20 protein-coding genes and 1 tRNA gene are annotated in these 21,166 nt (G+C 69.8%); 6 read left to right on the forward strand and 15 right to left on the reverse strand.

Annotated features, from left to right (window positions below; genetic code table 11):
- Positions 1-4 precede the first annotated feature (4 nt).
- The 7 genes from BLT21_RS02290 to BLT21_RS02320 all read right to left on the reverse strand — a co-directional run bounded on the left by BLT21_RS02290 (position 5) and on the right by BLT21_RS02320 (position 7,608).
- On the reverse strand, positions 5-1,105 hold the full coding sequence (locus BLT21_RS02290) for a D-alanine--D-alanine ligase family protein (RefSeq protein WP_091498616.1): 1,101 nt from the start codon (positions 1,103-1,105) through the stop codon (positions 5-7).
- Positions 1,011-2,123: an NAD(P)H-dependent glycerol-3-phosphate dehydrogenase gene (locus BLT21_RS02295; RefSeq protein ID WP_091498620.1), complete on the reverse strand. Its 1,113-nt coding sequence runs from the start codon at positions 2,121-2,123 to the stop codon at positions 1,011-1,013. Before BLT21_RS02295 ends, BLT21_RS02290 begins: the two co-directional genes overlap by 95 nt.
- A 7-nt stretch (positions 2,124-2,130) precedes the next feature.
- Positions 2,131-2,895, reverse strand: a complete 765-nt coding sequence (locus tag BLT21_RS02300; RefSeq protein ID WP_091498625.1) for a lysophospholipid acyltransferase family protein — start codon at positions 2,893-2,895, stop codon at positions 2,131-2,133.
- Between the two features lie 3 nt (positions 2,896-2,898).
- Entirely contained in the window at positions 2,899-4,266 is a 1,368-nt protein-coding gene (murA, locus tag BLT21_RS02305; RefSeq protein WP_091498629.1) for a UDP-N-acetylglucosamine 1-carboxyvinyltransferase, read from the reverse strand.
- Between the two features lie 73 nt (positions 4,267-4,339).
- Positions 4,340-4,936: a 3-isopropylmalate dehydratase small subunit gene (gene leuD, locus BLT21_RS02310; protein WP_091498634.1), complete on the reverse strand. Its 597-nt coding sequence runs from the start codon at positions 4,934-4,936 to the stop codon at positions 4,340-4,342.
- Between the two features lie 2 nt (positions 4,937-4,938).
- The gene (gene leuC, locus BLT21_RS02315) at positions 4,939-6,387 is read right to left on the reverse strand and encodes a 3-isopropylmalate dehydratase large subunit (protein WP_091498638.1); all 1,449 of its coding nucleotides are present in this window, start codon (positions 6,385-6,387) and stop codon (positions 4,939-4,941) included.
- Positions 6,388-6,537: 150 nt separating this feature from the next.
- The gene (locus BLT21_RS02320; protein ID WP_091498643.1) at positions 6,538-7,608 is read right to left on the reverse strand and encodes a TerC family protein; all 1,071 of its coding nucleotides are present in this window, start codon (positions 7,606-7,608) and stop codon (positions 6,538-6,540) included.
- A 135-nt stretch (positions 7,609-7,743) separates the two neighbouring features.
- Here BLT21_RS02320 and BLT21_RS02325 point away from each other — a divergent pair, with 135 nt between their 5' ends.
- Complete coding sequence (locus tag BLT21_RS02325) at positions 7,744-8,304, forward strand: RNA polymerase sigma factor (protein WP_091498647.1); 561 nt, start codon at positions 7,744-7,746, stop codon at positions 8,302-8,304.
- Entirely contained in the window at positions 8,301-9,410 is a 1,110-nt protein-coding gene (locus BLT21_RS02330) for a DUF4349 domain-containing protein (protein WP_091498650.1), read from the forward strand. The genes BLT21_RS02325 and BLT21_RS02330 overlap by 4 nt, the downstream gene beginning before the upstream one ends.
- A gap of 77 nt (positions 9,411-9,487) precedes the next feature.
- Here the strand turns inward: BLT21_RS02330 and BLT21_RS02335 are convergent.
- Positions 9,488-9,563, reverse strand: a tRNA-Glu gene (locus BLT21_RS02335).
- Between the two features lie 120 nt (positions 9,564-9,683).
- On the opposite strand from BLT21_RS02335, the gene BLT21_RS02340 reads away from it, so the two are divergent.
- Complete coding sequence (locus BLT21_RS02340) at positions 9,684-10,322, forward strand: MBL fold metallo-hydrolase (RefSeq protein WP_091498653.1); 639 nt, start codon at positions 9,684-9,686, stop codon at positions 10,320-10,322.
- A 62-nt stretch (positions 10,323-10,384) separates the two neighbouring features.
- On the opposite strand, the gene BLT21_RS02345 is transcribed toward BLT21_RS02340, so the two are convergent.
- The 5 genes from BLT21_RS02345 to BLT21_RS02365 all read right to left on the reverse strand — a co-directional run bounded on the left by BLT21_RS02345 (position 10,385) and on the right by BLT21_RS02365 (position 15,411).
- Entirely contained in the window at positions 10,385-10,654 is a 270-nt protein-coding gene (locus tag BLT21_RS02345) for an HPr family phosphocarrier protein (RefSeq protein ID WP_091498658.1), read from the reverse strand.
- Positions 10,655-10,666: 12 nt separating this feature from the next.
- Positions 10,667-12,730 carry a PTS fructose transporter subunit IIABC gene (locus BLT21_RS02350; RefSeq protein WP_091498662.1) on the reverse strand — a complete coding sequence of 688 codons (2,064 nt, stop codon included), beginning with the start codon at positions 12,728-12,730 and terminating at the stop codon, positions 10,667-10,669.
- 39 nt (positions 12,731-12,769) lie between these two features.
- Positions 12,770-13,720, reverse strand: a complete 951-nt coding sequence (locus BLT21_RS02355; RefSeq protein ID WP_091500643.1) for a 1-phosphofructokinase family hexose kinase — start codon at positions 13,718-13,720, stop codon at positions 12,770-12,772.
- The gene (locus BLT21_RS02360) at positions 13,717-14,493 is read right to left on the reverse strand and encodes a DeoR/GlpR family DNA-binding transcription regulator (protein WP_091498666.1); all 777 of its coding nucleotides are present in this window, start codon (positions 14,491-14,493) and stop codon (positions 13,717-13,719) included. Before BLT21_RS02360 ends, BLT21_RS02355 begins: the two co-directional genes overlap by 4 nt.
- A gap of 144 nt (positions 14,494-14,637) precedes the next feature.
- Positions 14,638-15,411, reverse strand: a complete 774-nt coding sequence (locus BLT21_RS02365) for a hypothetical protein (protein WP_091498669.1) — start codon at positions 15,409-15,411, stop codon at positions 14,638-14,640.
- Between the two features lie 126 nt (positions 15,412-15,537).
- Between BLT21_RS02365 and BLT21_RS02370 the strand changes: the two genes are divergently transcribed.
- The 3 genes from BLT21_RS02370 to BLT21_RS02380 all read left to right on the forward strand — a co-directional run bounded on the left by BLT21_RS02370 (position 15,538) and on the right by BLT21_RS02380 (position 19,451).
- The gene (locus BLT21_RS02370; RefSeq protein ID WP_091498678.1) at positions 15,538-17,550 is read left to right on the forward strand and encodes a DUF262 domain-containing protein; all 2,013 of its coding nucleotides are present in this window, start codon (positions 15,538-15,540) and stop codon (positions 17,548-17,550) included.
- 213 nt (positions 17,551-17,763) lie between these two features.
- Positions 17,764-19,245: an SDR family NAD(P)-dependent oxidoreductase gene (locus BLT21_RS02375; RefSeq protein ID WP_091498681.1), complete on the forward strand. Its 1,482-nt coding sequence runs from the start codon at positions 17,764-17,766 to the stop codon at positions 19,243-19,245.
- Positions 19,239-19,451, forward strand: a complete 213-nt coding sequence (locus tag BLT21_RS02380; RefSeq protein WP_091498685.1) for a putative acetyltransferase — start codon at positions 19,239-19,241, stop codon at positions 19,449-19,451. Before BLT21_RS02375 ends, BLT21_RS02380 begins: the two co-directional genes overlap by 7 nt.
- A gap of 72 nt (positions 19,452-19,523) precedes the next feature.
- Here the strand turns inward: BLT21_RS02380 and BLT21_RS02385 are convergent, their stop codons facing one another.
- Both BLT21_RS02385 and BLT21_RS02390 read right to left on the reverse strand, forming a co-directional pair.
- A complete protein-coding gene (locus BLT21_RS02385) occupies positions 19,524-20,576 on the reverse strand; it encodes a 2,3-butanediol dehydrogenase (protein WP_091498689.1) in 1,053 nt (350 codons plus the stop codon).
- 25 nt (positions 20,577-20,601) lie between these two features.
- The gene (locus tag BLT21_RS02390) at positions 20,602-21,150 is read right to left on the reverse strand and encodes a TetR/AcrR family transcriptional regulator (protein ID WP_091498694.1); all 549 of its coding nucleotides are present in this window, start codon (positions 21,148-21,150) and stop codon (positions 20,602-20,604) included.
- Positions 21,151-21,166: the final 16 nt, after the last annotated feature.

Below are 21,166 nucleotides of genomic sequence, written 5' to 3' on the forward strand. Positions count from 1 at the left end.
CGCGTCAGACCCGCTGCGGCGCTCGGGTGAGCGCCACCTCGATCAGCTCCGAGATCAACTCGCCGTAGCTCAGCCCCGACGCGATCCAGCACTTCGGGAACATCGAGATCGGCGTGAACCCGGGCATGGTGTTGAGCTCGTTCACGTAGAGCCCGTCGGCCGTCTGGAAGAAGTCCACGCGAGCGAGACCCCGCCCGTCGACGGCGGCGAAGGCGGCGACGGCCATCCGCTGCAATGCGACGGTCTCGTCGTCCGTGACGTCGGCCGGGCAGACGACCTCCGCGCCGTCACCGCCGAGGTACTTGCCCTCGAAGTCGTAGAACTCGCGCGTTGTCAGCACGATCTCGCCGGGGAGCGACGCGCGCGCGGGCTCGCCGCCCCGCCCCTCCAGCACCGCGACCTCGACCTCACGACCGACGATCGCCGGCTCGACGAGCACCTTGGCGTCCTCGGCGAAGGCGATCTCCAGAGCGGCGTCGAGCTCCGAAGCGTCGTGGACTTTGGACACGCCCACACTGGACCCCGCACGGGCCGGCTTGACGAAGCAGGGCACGCCGAGGGTCGCGGCATCCGCGCGCACGGCGTCGGGATCACGGCGCCACCGCGCCTCGTCGACCGTGATCCACGGGGACACCGGGATCCCGGCGGCCTGCAGGACGATCTTCATGAAGTGCTTGTCCATGCACAGCGCGGAGTCGAAGACGCCGCCGCCCGCATAGGGCAGCTGAAGGGTATCGAAGAAGCCCTGGATGGTGCCGTCCTCACCGTGCGGGCCGTGGAGGATGGGCAGCACCACATCGATCTCGCCGAGGGCGTCGATCGTGCCGTCGGCGCGGCGGACCCGCAGCTCCCGCCGTCCGCCGGGCTCGGGCCACAGCATGCGCGTCCCGTTGTCGACCACTTCGGGCATCCGCTCCGGGTCGAGCGCGAACTTGTCGGCGTCGTCGTCCTCGAGCACGAACGCGCCCGCTCGGGTGATCCCGACGGGGATCACCCGGTAGCGGTCACGATCAATGGCGCGCAGAACCCCGGCCGCCGTTGCGGAACTGATCGAATGCTCGCTGGAACGCCCGCCGAAGAGCACCGCTACTGTCGTCGTCGCCATGGGGGGTCCTCTCGCCGGTCGGCCTGTCGTCGTCCGTGGTCAGGTGGGGCGCGATGTCGCGCGGGTTCATGGTGCCGTCGAGGACCATCTTGACCTGCTCGACGATCGGCATCTGCACACCGGCGGCGCGCGCCAGGGTCAGGATCGGCGCGACCGAGGCCAGTCCCTCGGCGGTCTGGTCCATCTGCTTCACGACGTCTTGGAACGAGTACCCCTGGCCGAGCAGACGCCCGGCCGTGTTGTTCCGGCTCAGCGGCGACTGGCACGTGGCGATGAGGTCGCCGAGGCCGGCGAGGCCCTGAAGGGTCTCGGGGTGCGCGCCCTGCGCGACGGCGAAGTCGGTCATCTCGACCAGCCCGCGGGTGATGATGGACGCCTTCGTGTTCTCGCCGTAGCCCACGCCGTCGACGATGCCGATCGCGACGGCGATGAGGTTCTTCAGCACACCGCCGAACTCGGTGCCGATGACGTCGGTGTTCACGAACGACCGGAAGTACGCGTTGCGCGACAGGAGGGCGACGGCCTCGGCCGTCTGCTGGCTCGAGGATGCGATGACGGCGGCCGTCGGCTGCTCGCGCGCGATCTCGAGGGCGAGGTTGGGGCCGGACGCCACGGCGATGCGCGCGGGATCGCAGTCGAGGCCCTGCTCGATGACCTGGCTCATCCGCAGGCCGGTGCGCTTCTCGACGCCCTTCATCAGTGAGACGACGGGCATCGAACCGCCGGAGATCAACGGACGGATGGCGGTGAGATTTTCGCGCAGCGCCTGGCTCGACACCGCGAGATAGATCTGGTCGACCCCGTCGAGCGCCTCCGAGAGATGATGCGTCGCGGTCATCGATCGTGGCAGGTTGATGCCAGGGAGGTAGCGGGTGTTGCGCTTGCCCTCGCGTATCTCGTGCGCCTGCTCGGCGCGACGGGCCCACATGGTGACGCGGGCGCCACCGTCGGCGAGCACCTTGCCGAACGTCGTGCCCCAGCTTCCGGAGCCGATCACGGCGACGCGGGGACCGGTCATATCGGGCTTACGGCTCAAGGCGTCCCGTCTCCTTCTGCCCGTGCTGACCCGGGTTCCAGCGCGCGGCGGGCGGGTTCTCGCCCCGGAGCTCGCCGAGCAGGCCGGCGATGCGCGCCATCACCGTGTCGGTGGCGGCGATGAGCTGCGTCGGTGACGGGGTGGTCCCGGACACGACCGGCAGCTCCACGCGGGGGCCGAGGAGCACGCGAACCCGCTTGCGCAGCGGCCAGACGCTGAACCTCCCGTACCGCGGCATGATGCCCTGGACGCCCCATGTCGCGACCGGGATGATCGGGATGTCGCCGGCGGTCGCGACGCGCACCGCGCCGGACTTGCCGCGCATCGGCCACATGTCGGGCTCGCGCGTGAGCGACCCCTCGGGGTACACGATCACGCCGCGCCCGTCGGCGACGAGCTCCGCCGCCTGCGAGATGGCCTGTCCGGCCGCTGAGGCCGAGGTGGTCCGCGACACCGGGATCATGCCGAGGCCCCGGAGCACCCATCCCACGACGGGCACGCGGAACAGGCTCTCCTTCGCCATGAAGCGCGGCGCACGGCCGAGGCGCCAGGTGGCGACGGCGACGATGATGGGGTCGAACTCGCTGTAGTGATTGGGCGCGAGCACGTACGGCCCCTCCTCCGGGAGGTGCTCGGCGCCGTCGATCTCGATCTTCGCGAGCAGCCCCACCGCCGGCACCACGAGGGCGGCGGCGAGCCAGAACGGAGTCGGCTTCGTCTTCTCGGCGGACGCGCGACGGCGGATCTCGGGCACGGCTCAGCCGATGACGTCGAAGTCGGCGCCCAGGGCGTCGAGCTTGTCGAAGAACTTCTCGTAACCGCGACGGATGATGCCGACGTTGCGGACGATCGACACGCCGTCGGCCGCCAGGGCGGCGATGACGTAGCTGTATCCGCCGCGGAGGTCGGGCACGACGACGTCCGATCCGTGTAGCGGGGTCGGGCCGGTGATGACGGCGGCCTGCTCGAGGGCACGGCGCGGGACGCGACGCTCCGGGCTCGCGATGCCCTCGGGGTGGACGACGATCTGCGCGCCCATCTTGTTGAGTGCCTGCGTGAATCCGAGACGGTTCTCGTAGACGGTCTCGTGCACGGTCGACACGCCCTCCGCCTGGGTGAGGGCGACGATGAGCGGCTGCTGCCAGTCGGTCATGAACCCGGGGTGCACGTCGGTCTCGACCGAGACCGGGCGCAGGGCGCCGTCGCGACGGAACCGGATGCCGTCCTCGCGGATGTCGAAGTCGCCGCCGGCCTTGCGGAAGACGTTCAGGAAGGTCAGCATCTCCTGCTGCTTCGCACCGCCGACGAAGATGTCTCCGTCGGTCGCGAGCGCGGCGCACGCCCATGAGGCGGCTTCGTTGCGATCGAAGATCGATCGGTGGTCGTAGCCCCGGAGCTTGTCGACGCCTTCGATGAAGATGACGCGGTTGGGCTCGTACGAGATGATCGCGCCCATCTTCTGCAGCACCGCGATGAGATCCATGATCTCGGGCTCGATCGCGGCGTTCCGCAGCTCGGTGGTGCCCTTCGCGCGAACCGCGGTGAGGAGCACCTGCTCCGTGGCGCCGACGCTCGGGTAGGGCAGCTCGATGTCGGCGCCGTGCAGGCCCTCGGGGGCCGAGAGGCGGATACCGCTGGGCTGCTTCTCGACGGTCGCGCCGAACTTGCGCAGCGCGTCGAGGTGGAAGTTGATCGGCCGGTCGCCGATACGGCAGCCGCCGAGATCGGGGATGAAGGCCTGACCGAGAAGATGCAGCAGGGGTCCGCAGAAGAGGATCGGGATGCGCGAGGCACCGGCGTGGGCGTCGATCTCTTCGAAGTTCGCCGATACCGCGCCGCTCGGGTCGAGGCGCAGCACGCCCTCGCCGTCGTCGACCACGCCCACGCCGTGCACCTCGAGCAGGGAACGCACCACGGCGACGTCGCTGATGTCGGGAACGTCGCGCAGGATGCTCTCCGTCTCGCCCAGCAGCGAGGCGACCATGGCCTTCGTCGCGAAGTTCTTCGCGCCCTTCACATCGACCCGGCCGACGAGCGGTCGCCCGCCGCGGATCTCGAGGATCTCGCCGTCTTCTCGGCGGTTGCCGTTGTCGGACGCGTTCGACTCACTCGCAGGAGTGCTCATGCAGGGGTTCCTCACTTGGTGATCGAGGGCGGAGCGGATCATCGCCCCATGGTGACGAGGGCGTGGTCCGCGGCTACGCGACGGGGAGTGTCCGAGGACGCCACGCCTCGCGGCGCGCCTCGAACTGCGCGATCGCCTCTTCGTTGCGCAGCGTGAGCCCGATGTCGTCGAGTCCCTCGAGGAGCCTCCATCGAGTGTAATCGTCGATCTCGAAGGGGACGCGGAGGTCGCCGATAGCGGCGCTCCGCGCCTCGAGGTCGACCGTCATGGAGACGCCGGGCTGCGCGTCCACGGCGGCCCAGATCGCCTCGCGGTCGGCTTCCGAGATGACGCCGGCGAGCAGTCCCTGCTTGCCGGCGTTGCCGCGGAAGATGTCGGCGAACTTGGGCGCGAGGACGACGCGGAAGCCGAAGTCGCGCAGCGCCCAGACCGCGTGCTCTCGACTCGAGCCGGTACCGAAGTCGGGACCGGCGACGAGGATCGACGCCCCGGCGAACGCCGGCTGGTTCAGCACGAACTCCGGGTCCTGGCGCCAGTTGGCGAACAGGGCGTCCTCGAAGCCCGTCTTGGTCACGCGCTTGAGGTACACGGCCGGGATGATCTGGTCGGTGTCGACGGCCGAGCGCTTGAGAGGGGCGACGACGCCGGTGTGGGTCTCGAACTTGTCCATCGTCAGGCCTCGATCTTCTCGCGTGCGGGCAGATCGCTCGGTGACGCGAGGCGCCCCAGGACCGCGGTGGCGGCGGCGACGAGGGGCGAGACGAGATGCGTGCGTCCGCCCTTGCCCTGCCGGCCCTCGAAGTTGCGATTGCTCGTGGAGGCGCAGCGCTCGCCCGGAGCCAGCTGGTCGGGGTTCATGCCGAGGCACATCGAGCAGCCGGCGAACCGCCACTCGGCGCCGAACGCCGTGAACACGCGGTCGAGCCCCTCCGCCTCGGCCTCGAGACGGACCCGGGCCGAACCCGGTACGACCATGACACGCACACCGTCCGCCTTGGTCCGCCCCTCGATGACGGACGCGAAAGCCCGCAGATCCTCGATGCGGCTGTTCGTGCACGATCCCATGAAGACCGCGTCGACCGCGATCTCCTTCAGCGGGGTGCCGGGCTCGAGGTCCATGTACTCGAGCGCCCGCTCCGCGGCGGCCTTCTCGTTGGCGTCGGTGAAGTCGTCGGGCGAGGGCACGTTCGCGCTCAGCGAGACGCCCTGACCGGGGTTCGTCCCCCAGGTGACGAACGGCTCGAGCTCACCGGCGTCGATGAAGATCTCGGCATCGTACACGGCACCCTCGTCGCTCGGGAGCGTGCGCCAGTAGGCGACCGCATCCTCCCAGTCCTGCCCGGTCGGGGCGTGCGGACGGCCCTGGACGTACGCGAAGGTGATGTCGTCGGGGGCGACCATGCCCGCGCGCGCGCCCGCCTCGATCGACATGTTGCACATCGTCATGCGCCCCTCCATCGAGAGGGAACGGATCGCGCTGCCGCGGAACTCGAGGACGTAGCCCTGGCCGCCGTTGGTGCCGATCTTCGCGATGACGGCGAGGATGATGTCCTTCGCCGTCACGCCTTCCTTCAGCTCTCCCTCGACCGTGATGGCCATGGTCTTGAAGGGCTTGAGGGGCAGCGTCTGGGTCGCCATGACGTGCTCGACCTCGCTCGTGCCGATGCCGAAGGCCATCGCCCCGAACGCGCCGTGGGTCGAGGTGTGGCTGTCGCCGCAGACGACGGTGATGCCGGGCATCGTCAGACCGAGCTGCGGGCCCACGACGTGCACGATGCCCTGCTCGGCGTCGCCGAGGGAGTGCAGACGAACCCCGAACTCCTCGGCGTTGCGCCGCAGGGTGTCGATCTGCGTGCGGCTCGTGAGGTCGGCGATGGGCTTGTCGATATCGAGCGTCGGAGTGTTGTGGTCCTCCGTGGCGATGGTGAGGTCGAGTCGCCGCAGCGGACGGCCCTCGGCGCGGAGCCCGTCGAAGGCCTGCGGGCTGGTGACCTCGTGGACGAGGTGCAGATCGATGTAGATCAGGTCGGGTTGACCGTCTTCGCCCTTGACGACGAGGTGGTCGTCCCAGACCTTCTCGGCCAGGGTGCGCGGCCGCTCAGGCGGGGTGGGGATGCTCATGGGTGTCGTTCTCCTTGCGTACCGGATCAAGCCCGCGACGCACTCCGCGGCGAGGAGGGGCTCAGAACGAGACCTCGCCGCGGCCGCTAAGGAGAAGGCGAGCGATCCGCATGGGCCCAGAATAGCACCGGGCGCGGCGCGGCTGCCCGATCACCGGCGCTCCTCCGGCGTCGGCGGCTGCTCCACCGTCGCGGGCGTGCCCTGCTCGTCGGCGACGACCGCGGCAGCCTCGGGGGCCGTCTCCGCGTCCGCGTCGCCGCGCGCCGCGATCAGGCTCGCCACTGTCGCGACGAGCATCGCTCCGATGATGACGCCCAGCGAGACCCAGGTGGAGATCTCGGGTGCCCACGCGATGCCCTCGCCGCCGTTGATGAACGCGAGCTCGTTCTCGTGCATGGCGTGCAGGATGAGCTTCACGCCGATGAAGGCGAGGATGAACGCGATGCCGTAGTGCAGGTATTTGAGGCGGTCGAGCAGGTCGCCGAGGAGGAAGTACAGCTGCCGCAGGCCCATCAGCGCGAAGATGTTCGCGGTGAACACGAGGAACGGGTCCTGTGTGATGCCGAAGATCGCCGGTATCGAGTCGAGTGCGAAGAGCAGATCCGTGACACCGATCGCGACGAAGACGATGATCATGGGCGTGAACATGCGCTTGCCGTTCACGACGGTCCGCACCTTGGGGCCGTCGTACTCGTCGGAGATGTCGACCGTGCGCCGGATGATACGCACGAGGAAGCTCTCCTTCTTCACATCGTCGTCGTGGTCGCCCTCCGGCAGCGCCTGCTTGATGGCGGTGTAGATCAGGAACGCGCCGAAGATGTAGAAGACCCAGCTGAACTGCTCGATGATCGCGGCGCCGGCGAGGATGAAGAGACCGCGCAGCACGAGCGCGATGATGATGCCCACCATGAGCACCTTCTGCTGGTACCGACGCGGCACCGAGAACTGGCTCATGATCAGCACGAACACGAAGAGGTTGTCGATCGAGAGGCTGTACTCCGTGAGCCACCCGGCGACGAACTGACCCGCGTGCTCGACGTCGGCCACTGCCCAGAGGATGCCGGCGAACACCAGCGCGAGACCGACGTAGAACAACACCCACAACGTCGATTCCTTCGGCGACGGGATGTGCGGCCGCTTGACGATGATGAGCAGATCGGCGACGAGCACGAGCACCAGGATGACGAGCGCGACGATCTGGAACGGCACGGGGAGGTCCATGCGAGCCTTTCGGGGAGGAAGCCTCCCGAGACTACACCCGCACTCCCCCGCGCCCTCGGCGTGAGACGGTTCGGGGCGGCGGGACACTGGGTTCATGAGGGGGACGCCGGGTTGATGAGGGAAAGGAGCCAGCGCATGGTCGAAACGATCGCCCGCACCGACGCCGAGCTCGTCGAGGCGGCGGCGGCCGGTAGCGAGCACGCGTTCCGTGCGCTCTACCGCGCCTACGTCCGACCGGTGTACTGGCTCGCGCACGGGCTGCTGCGCGACCCGTCGGACGCCGAGGACGTCACGCAGGAGACCTTCCTCGTCGCCTGGCGCAAACTGCCCGGGCTCGAGTTGGCCGGCGACTCGCTCCTGCCCTGGCTCGTCACGATCTGCCGGTTCCAGAGCGCGAACCGCATCCGTCGTCGGCAGCGCGAGCGGCAGCACACCACGGACGACGACGCCTCCGACCTGCCCGACACCGTGGACGTGGAGCGACAAGTCGTCCAAGCCGATCTCGTCGAACGCATCGTCGGAGCGGTCGGCACGCTCAGCGCGCTCGACCAGGACATCTTCCGTCTGTGCGCGGGCGAGGGGTACGCCTACCAGGCGGCGGCCGACCATCTCGGCGTGAGCCACGGCACCGTGCGCAACCGCCTCTCCCGCATCCGCGCCCATGTGCGCTCGACCGTTGAACCGGAGGAGTCATGAACGATCTGCCCATCCTCGACGAGCGGCGTATCGACGAGATCGAAGAAGCCCTCTTTGCCGACATCGCGCGCGAACGCATCGAGCAACGTGCTCGCGACGCCGCCGATGCGGCAATCCGGAGGCGACGTCGGCGCACTTGGTGGGGTGTGTCGGGCACCGCCGCAGCGGTGCTCGTCGTCGCGGCCGTCGTCGCGCCGCAGCTCAGCGCGACAACGGGCGGGGCGGGCGGCGCGGTCGCGCCCGCCACCGCGCCGGACTGGTCGGCCGGGTCGCTGGAGAACGGGACCGAGACCAGGTCGGACGGGGGTGTCGACGCCGAGGCCGCACCGTTCTCGGCGGGTGTCGACGAGAACGGCGCCGGAAGCACCGAGCTCGGGCGCAGCGACGGCCGCGAGGTCGTCGCGACGGCATCCGCAACCCTGACCGTCGACGATCCTCGCTCCGCAGCCGAATCGATCGCCGATGCTGCCACGGCTGCGGGCGGGTACGTCGAGTCGATGAGCGTGGGGGGCGCAGACGCCACCACGACTCCCGATGGCGCCGCGATGTGGCCGATGCCCTCGGGGGCGGCCTGGATCACCGTGCGGGTGCCCGCCGACGGCCTCGAGGACCTGATCGACGGGTTGGCCGATGCCGGTGACGTCGAGTCGTCACAGGTCGCCCGCGACGACGTCACCACCCAGGCGGTCGATCTTCGCGCGCGCGTCGCCGCGGGGCAAGCCTCCGTCGATCGGCTGACGGCGCTCGTGGGCGAGGCGGCGTCGGTGACCGATCTGATCGCCGCCGAATCAGCCCTCGCCGCTCGCCAGGCCGACCTCGAGTCGCTGCAGCAGCAGCTCTCGGCGATCGAGTCGCAGGTCGACCTGTCATCGCTGACGGTGCAGCTCGTCGCCCCGGCCGAGCGGGTCGACGCCGACCCCGCGGGGTTCGGGGACGGGCTGGCGGCGGGATGGAACGGCCTCGTCGCGTCGTTCAACGGCATCGTCGTCGCTCTCGGCTTCCTGCTGCCCTGGCTCCTCGTGATGAGCCTCGTCGCATCGCTCGTGTGGCTCATCGTCACCACGACGCGTCGTCGCCGCAACCGTCGGGACCCTCGCAGCAGCTGATCGCCCGCAGCGAGCAGCCCGCCGACGAAGGCCCGGGGAAATGCGAAACGCCCATCCGAAGGATGGGCGTTTCGCGGTGGTGACCCCAGCGGGATTCGAACCCGCGTTACCGCCGTGAGAGGGCGGCGTACTAGGCCGCTATACGATGGGGCCGTACTTTTCGTCTCCCCCGGAGCTCCGGAGGCAACCGTTAAAGTATGCCATGGCCTCGCGGATCCGGCAAAATCGGGGCCCCCATTGCCCTCTCGGGCGTGTCGGGCGTTGACTGAGGGCATGCACGTCACCAAGCACGAACACGCCTGCCTGCGCCTCGAGCGCGAGGGCAAGACCCTGATCATCGACCCCGGCACGTTCACGTTGCCGCTGAACGACCTGCACAACGTGGTCGCCGTGGTGCTGACCCATGAGCATCCGGATCATTGGACCTCGCAGCACCTCTCCCGCATCCTCGAGACGTTCCCGAACATCCCGATCTACGGACCCGAGGGGGTCGTCCGTGCCGCTGCCGGCTTCGACATCCGGGAGGTGTCCCCCGGCGACAAGGTGGAGGCGGGGCCGTTCGTCCTGGAGTTCTTCGGTGGCCGCCATGCGGTCATCCACGAGTCGATCCCCGTGATCGACAACGTCGGCGTCCTGGTCGACGGCGAGTTCTACTACCCCGGCGACTCGTACACCGTGCCCAAGGGGGCCGATGTGAAGCTGCTCGCCGCCCCCGTGGGCGCCCCCTGGCTGAAGATCGGCGACGCGATCGACTTCGTCTTCGCCGTCAAGCCGCGTCGGGTGTTCTCCACTCACGACATGACCCTGTCGCAGGCGGGCCTGTCGATGGGTCGCGAGCGGCTGACCTGGGCGGCCGAGCAGAACGGCGGCGAGTTCGTCGCGCTCGACCCCGGCGACTCGACCGACATCTGACCTCCGGAACGACGGATGCCGTGGACCTCAAGGTCCACGGCATCCGTGCGTTCGAGCGGGCGTCAGGCCGCGTCGTGGTCGATCTCGAGGAAGGCGACGAGCTCGTCGAGCGCCTTCTCGGCCCCCTCGCCCTCGGCCTTGAGAGTCACGACCGAACCCTGCGAGGCGCCGAGTCCCATGATGCTCAGGATGCTGCCCGCGTTCAGGTCGGCGCCGCCCTCGACGGCGATCGTGACGGGAACGCCCTTGGACTGCACCTCCTGCACGAAGAGCTTCGCGGGGCGGGCGTGCAGGCCCGAGCTGCTCGCGATGGTGGCGGTGCGTTCTGCCATGGTGTCGTCTCCTCAGACTGTCACGGGCGCCGCGGCCTCGGCCGCGACGGTGGATCGCTGTCCGACGTACTTCTTCAGCACGACGAGCAACAGCGCAGAAACGACGGTACCCGCCAAAAGCGCGACGAAGAAACCCCACCACGGATTGATGGCGAAGAGCACGAAGACGCCGCCGTGCGGCGCGAAGCTCTGCACCCCGATCCACATGCTGAGCGCGCCGGTGATAGCGCCGCCGACCATCGACGCAGGGATGACCCGCAGCGGGTCGGCCGCGGCGAACGGGATCGCGCCCTCGCTGATGAAAGAGGCGCCGAGCAGCCACGCCGCCTTGCCGTTCTCGCGTTCGACGGGGGTGAACAGCGGACGCGCGAGCACGGTCGAGGCCAGGGCCAGAGCCAGCGGCGGAACCATGCCCGCGGTCATGACGGCGGCCATGATCAGGTAGGGGGCGGGGTTATCGGTGGAGGCCGCCGCGAGACCGGTCGTGGCGAAGACATAGGCGACCTTGTTGATGGGTCCGCCGAGGTCGAAGCACATCATCAGTCCGAGGATGACACCGACCACGATCAGACCGGCGCCGCTCTGCGTGAGCGAGGTCAGCCCGTCCGTCAGCAGCGCCATGAGCGCAGCGATCGGACGACCGAGGAAGAGGATCATCAGCCCCGAGGCGACGATCGAGCCGATGAGCGGGATGATCACGACGGGCATGAGCCCACGCAGCCACCGAGGCGCCGGCAGGCGTCCCAGCCACCAGGCGACGAAACCGGCCAGGAAGCCGCCGATGATGCCGCCGATGAAACCCGCGCTCATCGTCACGGCGATAGCGCCGGCGACGAAACCGGGGGCGATGCCGGGACGATCGGCGATCGCGTACGCGATGTAACCGGCGAGGGCCGCCACGAGGAAGCCCATCGATGTCGACCCGATCATGAACGCGACGGAGCCGAGATACTGCCCGAGGGGGCCGAAGGGCGAGGTGATGTCCGTCGTCGGGAGGTTCCAGAGCGCGTTGTCGATGATCACCTTCGACGCGTTGGTCGTGACCTCGTAGCCCCCGAGCGCGAAGCCGAGCGCGATGAGCAGACCGCCGCCCGCGACGAAGGGGATCATGTAGCTGACGCCTGTCAGGAGGATGCGCTGGATCCGGGCACCCCACGACAGGTTCTGGGCCGCAGCGCCGGCGCTCGCGCCGCCGGCCGCCGCTGCGCCGCTGACACGCGCCGCATCCGGGTTCGATGCGGCGGCGACGGCCTCGCGGATCATCTGCGCCGGCTGCTCGATGCCGCGCTTGACCCCCGAACGGATCACCGGCTTGCCGGCGAATCGGGAGATGTCCCGGACGTCGACGTCGGTCGCGAAGATGACGGCGTCCGCGTCGTCGATCACGGAGGCGGGAAGCGCCTGGTATCCGCTGGAGCCCTGCGGCTCGACGACGAGGTCGATCCCGGCATCCTTGCCCGCCGCGGTGAGGGCGTCGGCCGCCATGAACGTGTGCGCGATGCCCGTGGCGCACGAGGTGACCGCGACGATCTTGGCGGGACGTCCCTCGACCTGGAGATCGGTGGACACGGACGACGCGGTGGGCGTCACGGCGGGGGCCGGGGCGGCAGCCGGTGCCGCGCCGTCCTCGCCGATCGCCGCGCGGACCGTGCGCACGACGTCGTCCGCTGTGCGCGCGGCGCGGAGGTCGGCGGTGAAGGTGTCCTGCATGAGGCTGCGGGCGAGGCGCGAGAGCACCGCGAGGTGCGCCTCGGCCGCGTCTGCGGGGGCCGCGATGAGGAAGACGAGATCGGCCGGGCCGTCGGGAGCCCCGAAGTCGACACCGGGCTTCAGGCGGGCGAAGGCGAGTGACGCCCGGGTCACCGCCGCGCTCTTCGCGTGCGGGATGGCGATCCCGCCGGGTAGCCCGGTCTCGTCCTTGGCCTCGCGAGCGATCGCATCGTCGGCGAGAGCGTCGGCATCGTCGGCGCGTCCCTGCGCCGCGACGAGGCGAGCGAGAGCGCGGATGACGTCCTTCTTGTCTGTCCCGAGTGGCGCGTCGAGGCTGACGAGCTCCGGGGTGATGGTGTCGGACACGGTGTCCTCCTGGGTCGGGTGTTGCATGGTCGGTCGGATTCAGCGGTGGAGCCGGCGGACGGGGATGTCGGCCGTGGGAAGGTCTGATGTGCCGGGGGCCTGGGTGCCCTCGAGCGCCGCGGCGGCGGAGCCGTAGCGGATGGCGGAGACGAGCGCGGTCGCCGGATCGAGTCCGGCGGAATCGGCGATGAGGAAGCCGGCGAGCGAGCTGTCGCCGGCGCCGACCGTGCTGCGCACGCGGGTCGGCGGCGGCGAAGCGGCCCAGGCGCCGTCGGCAGAGACGAGCACGGCCCCGTCGCCCCCGAGCGTGACGAGCGCGGCACCGACGGTGTCCGGCACGAGCGCGAGCGCGGCCTCGTGCACGGCGTCTGCGAGATCGGCGGCATCGGGCAGCGCCGCGCCGAGCAGGTCGGCGAGCTCCTCGTCGTTGGGCTTGATGAGATCGGGACGCCCGTCCGCGACGACCGCGCGCAGCGCGGCACCCGAGGTGTCGACGGCGATCCGCGGCGCGTCGTCGCCCAGCCGGGTGCGCACCGCGCGGATGACGCGCACGTACGAGTCGTCGGGGAGCCCCGGGGCGAGGGAGCCGGCGAGCACGAGCCATGCGGCGCCGCGAGAGACCTCGACGACGACCTCGATGATCGCCCGGAGATCATCCACAGCGAGGGCGACACCCGGGAGGTTGATCTTGGTCGTCTCCCCCGTCGGGTCGGTCACCGCGATATTGGCGCGGGTCCGGCCGTGCACCGGAACCGTCCTCACCTCGACGTCGGCATCGGCGAGGGCCGCGCCGAAAGGGTCCCCGGCGTCCAACGGCAGCACGGCGAGGCTCTCGACCGTCGCGGCGTGGAGGACCCGCGCGACGTTGATGCCCTTGCCGCCGGCGTCCTCGCGCACCGCCGTCGCAGTCTGCACCTCGCCGACGCGCAGCGGCGCATCGATCGAGATGGTCCGGTCGAGTGACGGATGCACCGTCAGGGTCACGATCATGCGATCCATACCTCCACATCGGCCTCGCGCAGCGCGCGGGCGAGTTGCGCGTCGGGCTCCCGGTCCGTGACGACGACGTCGAGGTCGGAGAGACCGGCGAACGAGACGAGCAGCTCGGCGCCGAACTTGTCGGCGTCGGCGAGGACGATCACGCGACGGGCGCCCGTGACGATCGCGCGCTTGACGGCGGCCTCGTCGGGGTCGGGCGTGCTGAGACCGGCGGCGGCCGCGATGCCGTTGGTGCCGAGGAAGGCGACGTCCGGGCGCAGCCGCGAGATCGCTCCGACCGTGTCGGAGCCGACGGCGGCGGCGGTGAGCCCGCGCACGCGTCCCCCGATGGCGGTCAGCCCGATCCCGGAGACACCGGCGAGCGAATGGGCGATCGTCATCGAGTGCGTGACGACCTCGAGGCCGCCCGCGCTGCCGGGAGCGACGACGGCATCGGCGAAGGCCGCCGTCGTCGTGCCCGCGTCGACGTAGATCGAGCCGGCGCCCGCGGGGAGCGCTGCGAGCGCACGACGGGCGATGCGCTCCTTCGCGGCCGAGTGGCGCTGCGAGCGCTCCGCGACGGAGGGTTCGGCGGTGCTGACGCGCTCGGGCGATACCGCTCCGCCATGCACACGGCGGAGCGCGCCGGCATCCTCGAGCGCGGCGAGGTCGCGGCGGACCGTCTCGGTGGTGACGTCGAAACGCGATGCGAGGTCGACGACGGCGACACGTCCGTCGTCGGCGAGCATTCGCTCGATGAGCTGTTGGCGCTCCGTTGCGTACACGACATCCTCCCTCGGATGTCCACACGTTACAACGCAATCAAACGCAAAGCAACAGAAAACAACATCGATGTCTCACCGGCCCGCTGCCGGATACGACGGAGGGGCGCCGGCCGCAGCCGACGCCCCTCCGGACGGAATCGAGGCTCAGGCCTCGCTCATCGCGAGGACCTCCTGCTGTCCGCGCGCGGCGAGCGCAGCGGCGCGGGCAGCGATGCGCCGCTCCTGCTCGATCTGGCCCGCATCCAGGATCTCCTGGTCGACGGGGTAGCTGTCCACCTTGTTCACACCGTTGTACTTGGCGATGTAGGCATCGAGCTCCGGGCCCGACTCCCACGAGGTGATGAGGCAGTAGCGGGGCTCGTCGCCGTAGTGCGCGGCGGCGTGCCACAGGCGCTGCGTGTCGACGATCAGCTGTGCGCCGGCGGGAAGCGCGATGCGCGTCTCCTCGCTCGGGTCGGTGCGGTTCTCACGCAGCACGAAGTAGCTCGTCTTGTCGTCGGTGAGGTTGAAGAAGCCTCGCACGACCCACCCGGTGCCGTCGGGGTTCAGGCGGTTGTTGTCGTCCTGGTGCAGGTTGTACAGGCAGTCGGCGTACGTGTTCGGCTGCAGCTCGATGATGCGGCAGCGACCGACGTTGGCCCCGGGCTCCTGCGCACGCTCGGTCAGCGTGGGCGCGAGCTCGGTCTGCGCGTCGATCCAGACGCCGTCCTTGTCGGTGCGCGGCGGCTTGTGGTTCCAGAACCCGTTGCACTCGATCTCGCCCTTGGCCGAGGCGAGCGGCGCGAAACGGGTGTCGCCCGAGGACTTCCAGTCGACGTACTCGACGTCGAGCCATTCCTTCGGATCGATCTCCTTGTTGTAGCGGTCGAGGACGACGTAGCCGGTCTCCTCGAGAGCCGCGGACTTGATGTAACCCATGACGGATCATGACCTTTCTGTCGGACAAGCGAAGTTTTTACAGGCCCGACTGAGGTCAGCCTACCTAGGGCTCCTGAGCGCGCCGGTAGACTCGTCCGGGGTTTTCGAGGAGCGATTTCGGAGAACATGAGCACTGCCACGAATGTCGAAGCGACCGCCGTCAATACGATCGGCTGGCTCTCGGCATCCGACACCACCATCGTCGTCCCGGTGTATCAGCGTCAGTATCGCTGGGACATCGGAGGATGCGAACAGCTGCTCGGCGACATCCGGTCCGTCTCTGCGAGCGATGACACGCATACGCACTTCATCGGCTCGATCCTCTCGACCGCGAACACCTCCGCGGCCGACGACGCGCAGCTCGTTCTCATCGACGGGCAGCAGCGGATCACGACCCTGATGCTCCTCGTGGCGGCGCTCCACCACACGCTGCGCGACGACGATCCGGAACTCGCCCGCGAGCTGGCGACGGTCCTGGTCCGGGCGGACGACCCCGACCGCACCAAGCTGCGCCCGCATCGTGCGTGGGCCGATGTGTTCGAGAGCGTCGTCCTCGATCGGCGCGGCGACGGCGAGGAGCACGGGGCATCGCGGTTCGACGACAACTACGCGTTCTTCCGCAGCCAGATCCGCCCGGGCGAGGCCGCCTCGCTGTGGCGCGGCCTGCAGAAGCTCGAGCACGTCGCCATCACGCTCGGGCCGCAGGCGAACGCACAGCAGATCTTCGAGAGCCTGAACTCCACGGGCGAGCCGCTGCGCGACCACGAGCTCATCCACAACTACGTGCTCATGGGCCTCACGCACTCCGAGCAGGACGAGATCGAGCAGGAGTACTGGCTGCCGATCGAGCGGAACACCGGCGACGCGATCGGCTCGTTCTGGAATCACTACCTCGTCATGCTCACCGGTCGCGAGGTCCTGATCACGGGCGGTCGGGGCGTCTACGACGTCTTCCGTCAGCAGTTCCCCCGGCTCGACATCGCGCGCCTTCGTGCGCACGCGTCGAGCTGGCGGACATTCTCGGGGATCTACCGGGAGCTGCTCGACCCGGCCTCGAGCGACGATCCCGAGGTCGGCCGCCAGCTCGGGTACCTCGCGGTGCTCGGCCGCCAGATGTTCCCCCTCGCGATGCGACTCGTGCACGATCACCGGGCCGGCGTCCTGCCGCGCGGCGAGCTGATCGCCCGTCTCGAGGACCTCCAGTCGCTCCTGCTGCGCCGCGTGGTGGTCGGCATCGCCACCGAGCGGCTCGTCGCGCGGCTCTGTCGCGCCTACGCCGAGGGCGGCGACGCGCTGACCCACGCCATCGCGCGCATCACCCCCTCCGACGAGCGGGTGCGCGTCGGGCTCAAATACGGCGACCTCCCCCACCCGCGGTACGTGCTCGGCCGCCTCGCGGATGTCGACCCCGCAGATCTCCTCGACGTCTCGCCGATCTTCCCCGCCGGCGCGGGGGACGACTGGTCGGGCGACGGCAGCAGGCGGTTCGCGGACTACAGCGAGGATGAGCAGAACAGCCACCGCGCGCTGGCCCATACCCTCGGCAACCTGACGCTGCTCGAGCAGGAGCGGTCCGAGCGCGCACTCGACGCCACCTACCCGCAGCTGCGCCCGCTCCTCGCCGGCAGCTCGGTCGCGATGTCACGCGAGATCGCCGAACGCGTCGTCTGGGACACCGCGGCGATCGGCTCGCGCACCGAGGGCCTCGCCTCACGCTTCGTCGACGTCTGGCGGCGTCCACCGCTGACGGGCATCGACGACGACAACCTGACGCCGATCCTCGACGCGAAGCTGCGCCGCGGCTGGCCGCGCGGCTGGCAGCGCGAGTTCGACTACGTCGAGTTCCGCGGCGAGCACTGGGAGGTGCCCGACGTCCGATACCTGTTCAACCGGGTGTTCCGGCGTCTGTGGGTCGACTCGCGCCAGAGCGTCGTCGACTTCAGCGCGCGGCGCGGCGGACCGGTCTACCCCGCGATGGCCTGGAACGGTCAGTGGGACGAGCTGGGAGATGGCAGCTACCTCTACCTGGGCTGGGACTCGCGCTACATGCTCACCGCCGTCCAGGGCGTGCTGGAAGAGGCCGGCTGGGCGTCGGAGGTCTTCCTGAAGTACTCGTACATCGGCGAGGCGATGCGATGATCGCTTACCAGAGACGCAGCATCCGAGTCAACGACTGCGATAGAACACCATCGCCCGCGTAGGTTCACTCTTGTACGTGAGCGGCTCGGTAGAGACGGTGTTCGGGTCACTTTCTCCCAGGGCTCACTGACGGCCCCGTTGTGAGATTCGTCTCCAGCGGGGCCGTCCCCTTCTCGCCGGACGGTGCTCAGCGCGGATGTCGTAGAATTCCGTGTGCTTCCCGACACGATCTCCCCCTCCGCCGTCGCGCCCAGCGGCATCGAGCCCGCCGACCTCGCCACGACGCTGCGGGTGCTCGGCCAATTGGCCGACATCGACCACACGCACCCCGACTACGTCACCGTGCGCCGCGCCACGGCGGCGATGTTCAAGGCCGCGAAGAAGGTGCGTCGTCGCGAGATCCGGGATGCCGTGGCCACCGCTGATCGCGCCGTCGTGCACGCCACCGCTACCGGCGCACCCGACCGCATCGACGACGAGACGCGCGGCATCCCGATCTCCACCTCGACGACGGCGCCGACCGCCGGCACCCTCATCAAGGCGCGCTCCTGCTACATCTGCAAGCAGGCCTACACGGTCGTGGACGCCTTCTACCACCAGCTCTGCCCCGATTGCGCAGCCCTCAGCCACGCCAAGCGCGACGCCCGGACCGACCTCACCGGACGCCGCGCCCTGCTCACGGGTGGCCGCGCCAAGATCGGCATGTACATCGCGCTGCGCCTGCTCCGTGACGGCGCCCACACGACCATCACGACGCGCTTCCCCCGCGACGCCGTGCGCCGCTTCACGAGCCTCCCCGACTCGGCGGACTGGATCCACCGACTCAAGGTCGTCGGCATCGATCTGCGCGACCCCGCACAGGTCGTCGGGCTCGCCGACGACGTCGCCGCGGCCGGACCGCTCGACATCCTGATCAACAACGCGACCCAGACGGTACGACGCTCCCCTGGCGCATACCAGCCGCTCGTCGACGCCGAACTGTCGCCGCTGCCCGACGGCCCCTTGCCGGCTCTCGTGACGTTCGGTCACACTAACGACATGCACCCGCAGGCGCTCGAACGCTCGGTCAACGCCCATCCGATCCTCGCCGCCGCGGCATCCCGTGCCGACGAGCTCACCGAGCAGGCGCTTGCGGCGGGCTCCAGCTCGCTCGAGCGGCTCGCTGCGGGCACCGCGATCGACGCGGGCGGGCTCATCCCCGACCTCGACAGCGTCAACTCATGGACACAGCGCGTCGGTGAGGTGGACCCGCTCGAGATGCTCGAGGTCCAGCTCGCCAACACGACCGCGCCGTTCCTCCTCGTCTCGAAGCTGCGCGCCTCGCTCGCGGCGAGCCCCGCGCGCCGGACCTACGTCGTCAACGTGAGCGCCATGGAGGGCGTGTTCAATCGCGGTTACAAAGGCCCGGGCCACCCGCACACGAACATGGCCAAGGCGGCCGTCAACATGCTCACGCGCACGAGCGCGCGCGAGATGTTCGAGACCGACGGCATCCTGATGACCAGCGTCGACACGGGCTGGATCACCGACGAGCGCCCGCACCCCACCAAGGTCCGCCTCGCCGAGGAGGGCTTCCACGCCCCGCTCGACCTCGTCGACGGCGCAGCGCGTGTCTACGACCCGATCGTCCGTGGGGAGGCCGGCGACGACCTCTTCGGCGTCTTCCTCAAGGACTACTCCCCCGGCGCATGGTGAGGCTGCCCGCTCCCGGCGGGCGGGTCGTCGTCCGCTACCTCCTACCCACGGGGCAGGCGACGGATGCGCTCGGCGAGCTGCTGAGCGCCGACGACGACCACGTCGTGGTCGACGGCAAACGCGGCGTCGAGCGCATCCGTCGTGTCGACATCGTCGCGGCCAAGCCCGTGCCGCCGCCGCCCGCGCCGCGTCCGCGCAACATCTGACGCGCCCTGTGGCGGCGCGGAGCAGCCGGAGTCCGCGGGACCGAGGACTCGAAACCGCGGGCTCCGGCTGCCTCAGGCGTCGGAACGCACGAGGATCTTCGCGCCCGCTCCGCCACGCAGCTTCTCGATCGCTTCGACGACGCCGTCGATCGAGACCTCCTCGACCCAGCCGCTCGTGTCATAGACGCCGCGCGACATCGCCTCGATGACGGCGTCGAAATCGGCCGGCAGGTACGCCAGCGCCCCCGCGATCTCAGTCTCCGCCATCACGAGCTGCGTCGGCGAGAACTCCATCGCCCGCTCGTGGATCGCCACGACCACGAGACGACCGCCGGGCACGAGGTTCGCAAGTCCCGCTGTGATCGCCGCGCCCGCGCCCGCGGCGTCGAAGGCCACGTCCGCGCCGCGGCCTCCCGACAGCGCCGATACAGCGGCCGCAAGGTCTTCTGCCACCGGGTCGACGACGGTCGCCCCGAGGGCGGCGATCGTCTCGCGCCGTGCGGCGCTGGGCTCCGACACGAGCACTCTGTCGATCCCCCGGGCCTTGAGCGCGAACCAGACGCCGATGCCGATCGGCCCGGCCCCCGCGACGACCGCGGTCTGACCCGATGTCACGTGCGACCGCTCGACGGCGTGCCAGGCGACCGCCATCGGCTCGACGAGCGCGCCCATGCGCAGGTCGACGTTCTCGGGCAGCGCGTGCAGCATCGACGCGGGCACCGTCGTGTACTCGGCCATGCCTCCGCCCTGGGAGCTCAGCCCGTGGAAGCCGATCTTCTGGCAGGCGTTGAACATGCCCTTCTCGCACGCGGGGCACTCGCCGCAGTAGTAGACGGGCCACACCGCGGCTCGGTCGCCGACCGAGACTCCCGCGACACCGTCGCCGACCTCCACGACGGTCCCCGCGAACTCGTGACCGAGGATCTGCGGGAGCTGCGCACCCGTCACGGGGTGCGGCTCGTCGAGTGTGAGGCCTGCGGCTTCGGGAGCGTAGTACACGTGTAGGTCCGAGCCGCAGATACCCGCGAAGGCGTTCTTGAGCTTCACCTGCCCCGGGCCCACGGTCGGTTCCTCGACGTTCTCCACTCGGAGATCTTCCTTCGCGTGGAACACTGCTGCCTTCATCGTGCACTCCTCTCGTTCGGCCGCGTCATCGCAGCCACCATTCCGGTGATGCGGCGAGGATGGCCCTCGTCGCCCACGTCACGTCGGCCGCGCCCGAGCGCAGCCAGACCTCGATCGCCGCGACGGTTCCGCCGGCCGCGTAGGCGACGGCGATCGCTCGCGACGGGAGATCGTCGATCGCCGGCGGCTCGATCTCGGGATGCCGTTCGAGCCATTCCTCGAGGCCCGCAGCGACGACGCGCTCGAGCACATCCCGCACCGGCGCCGCGAGGGAGGGCTGCAGTGCGCCGCGGTACACATCGACGTGCGCTCGGACGTGATCCAGCAGCAGCCCTTCCGCCGTCGAGAGCGAGTCGAGGTCGCCGATGCCTGTGAGCACCGAGTCGAGCTCGGCGCGCAAGGCGTCGGCCAAGAGGGAGACGGGCGCGTCGGCATGCCGGTAGAACGTGTCGCGCGTCACTCCGGCCGCGCGACAGACCTCTGCTACCGAAAGCTCCGCGACGGGACGGCCGGCTGCGAGATCGAGGGCGGCACGGCGCAGCGCCTCGCGGCTGCGCATCGACCTCGGGTCCATGCCCTCAGTCTATCCG

Origin of the sequence: Microbacterium sp. cf332 (assembly GCF_900102175.1) — a bacterium.
Classification (GTDB): domain Bacteria; phylum Actinomycetota; class Actinomycetes; order Actinomycetales; family Microbacteriaceae; genus Microbacterium.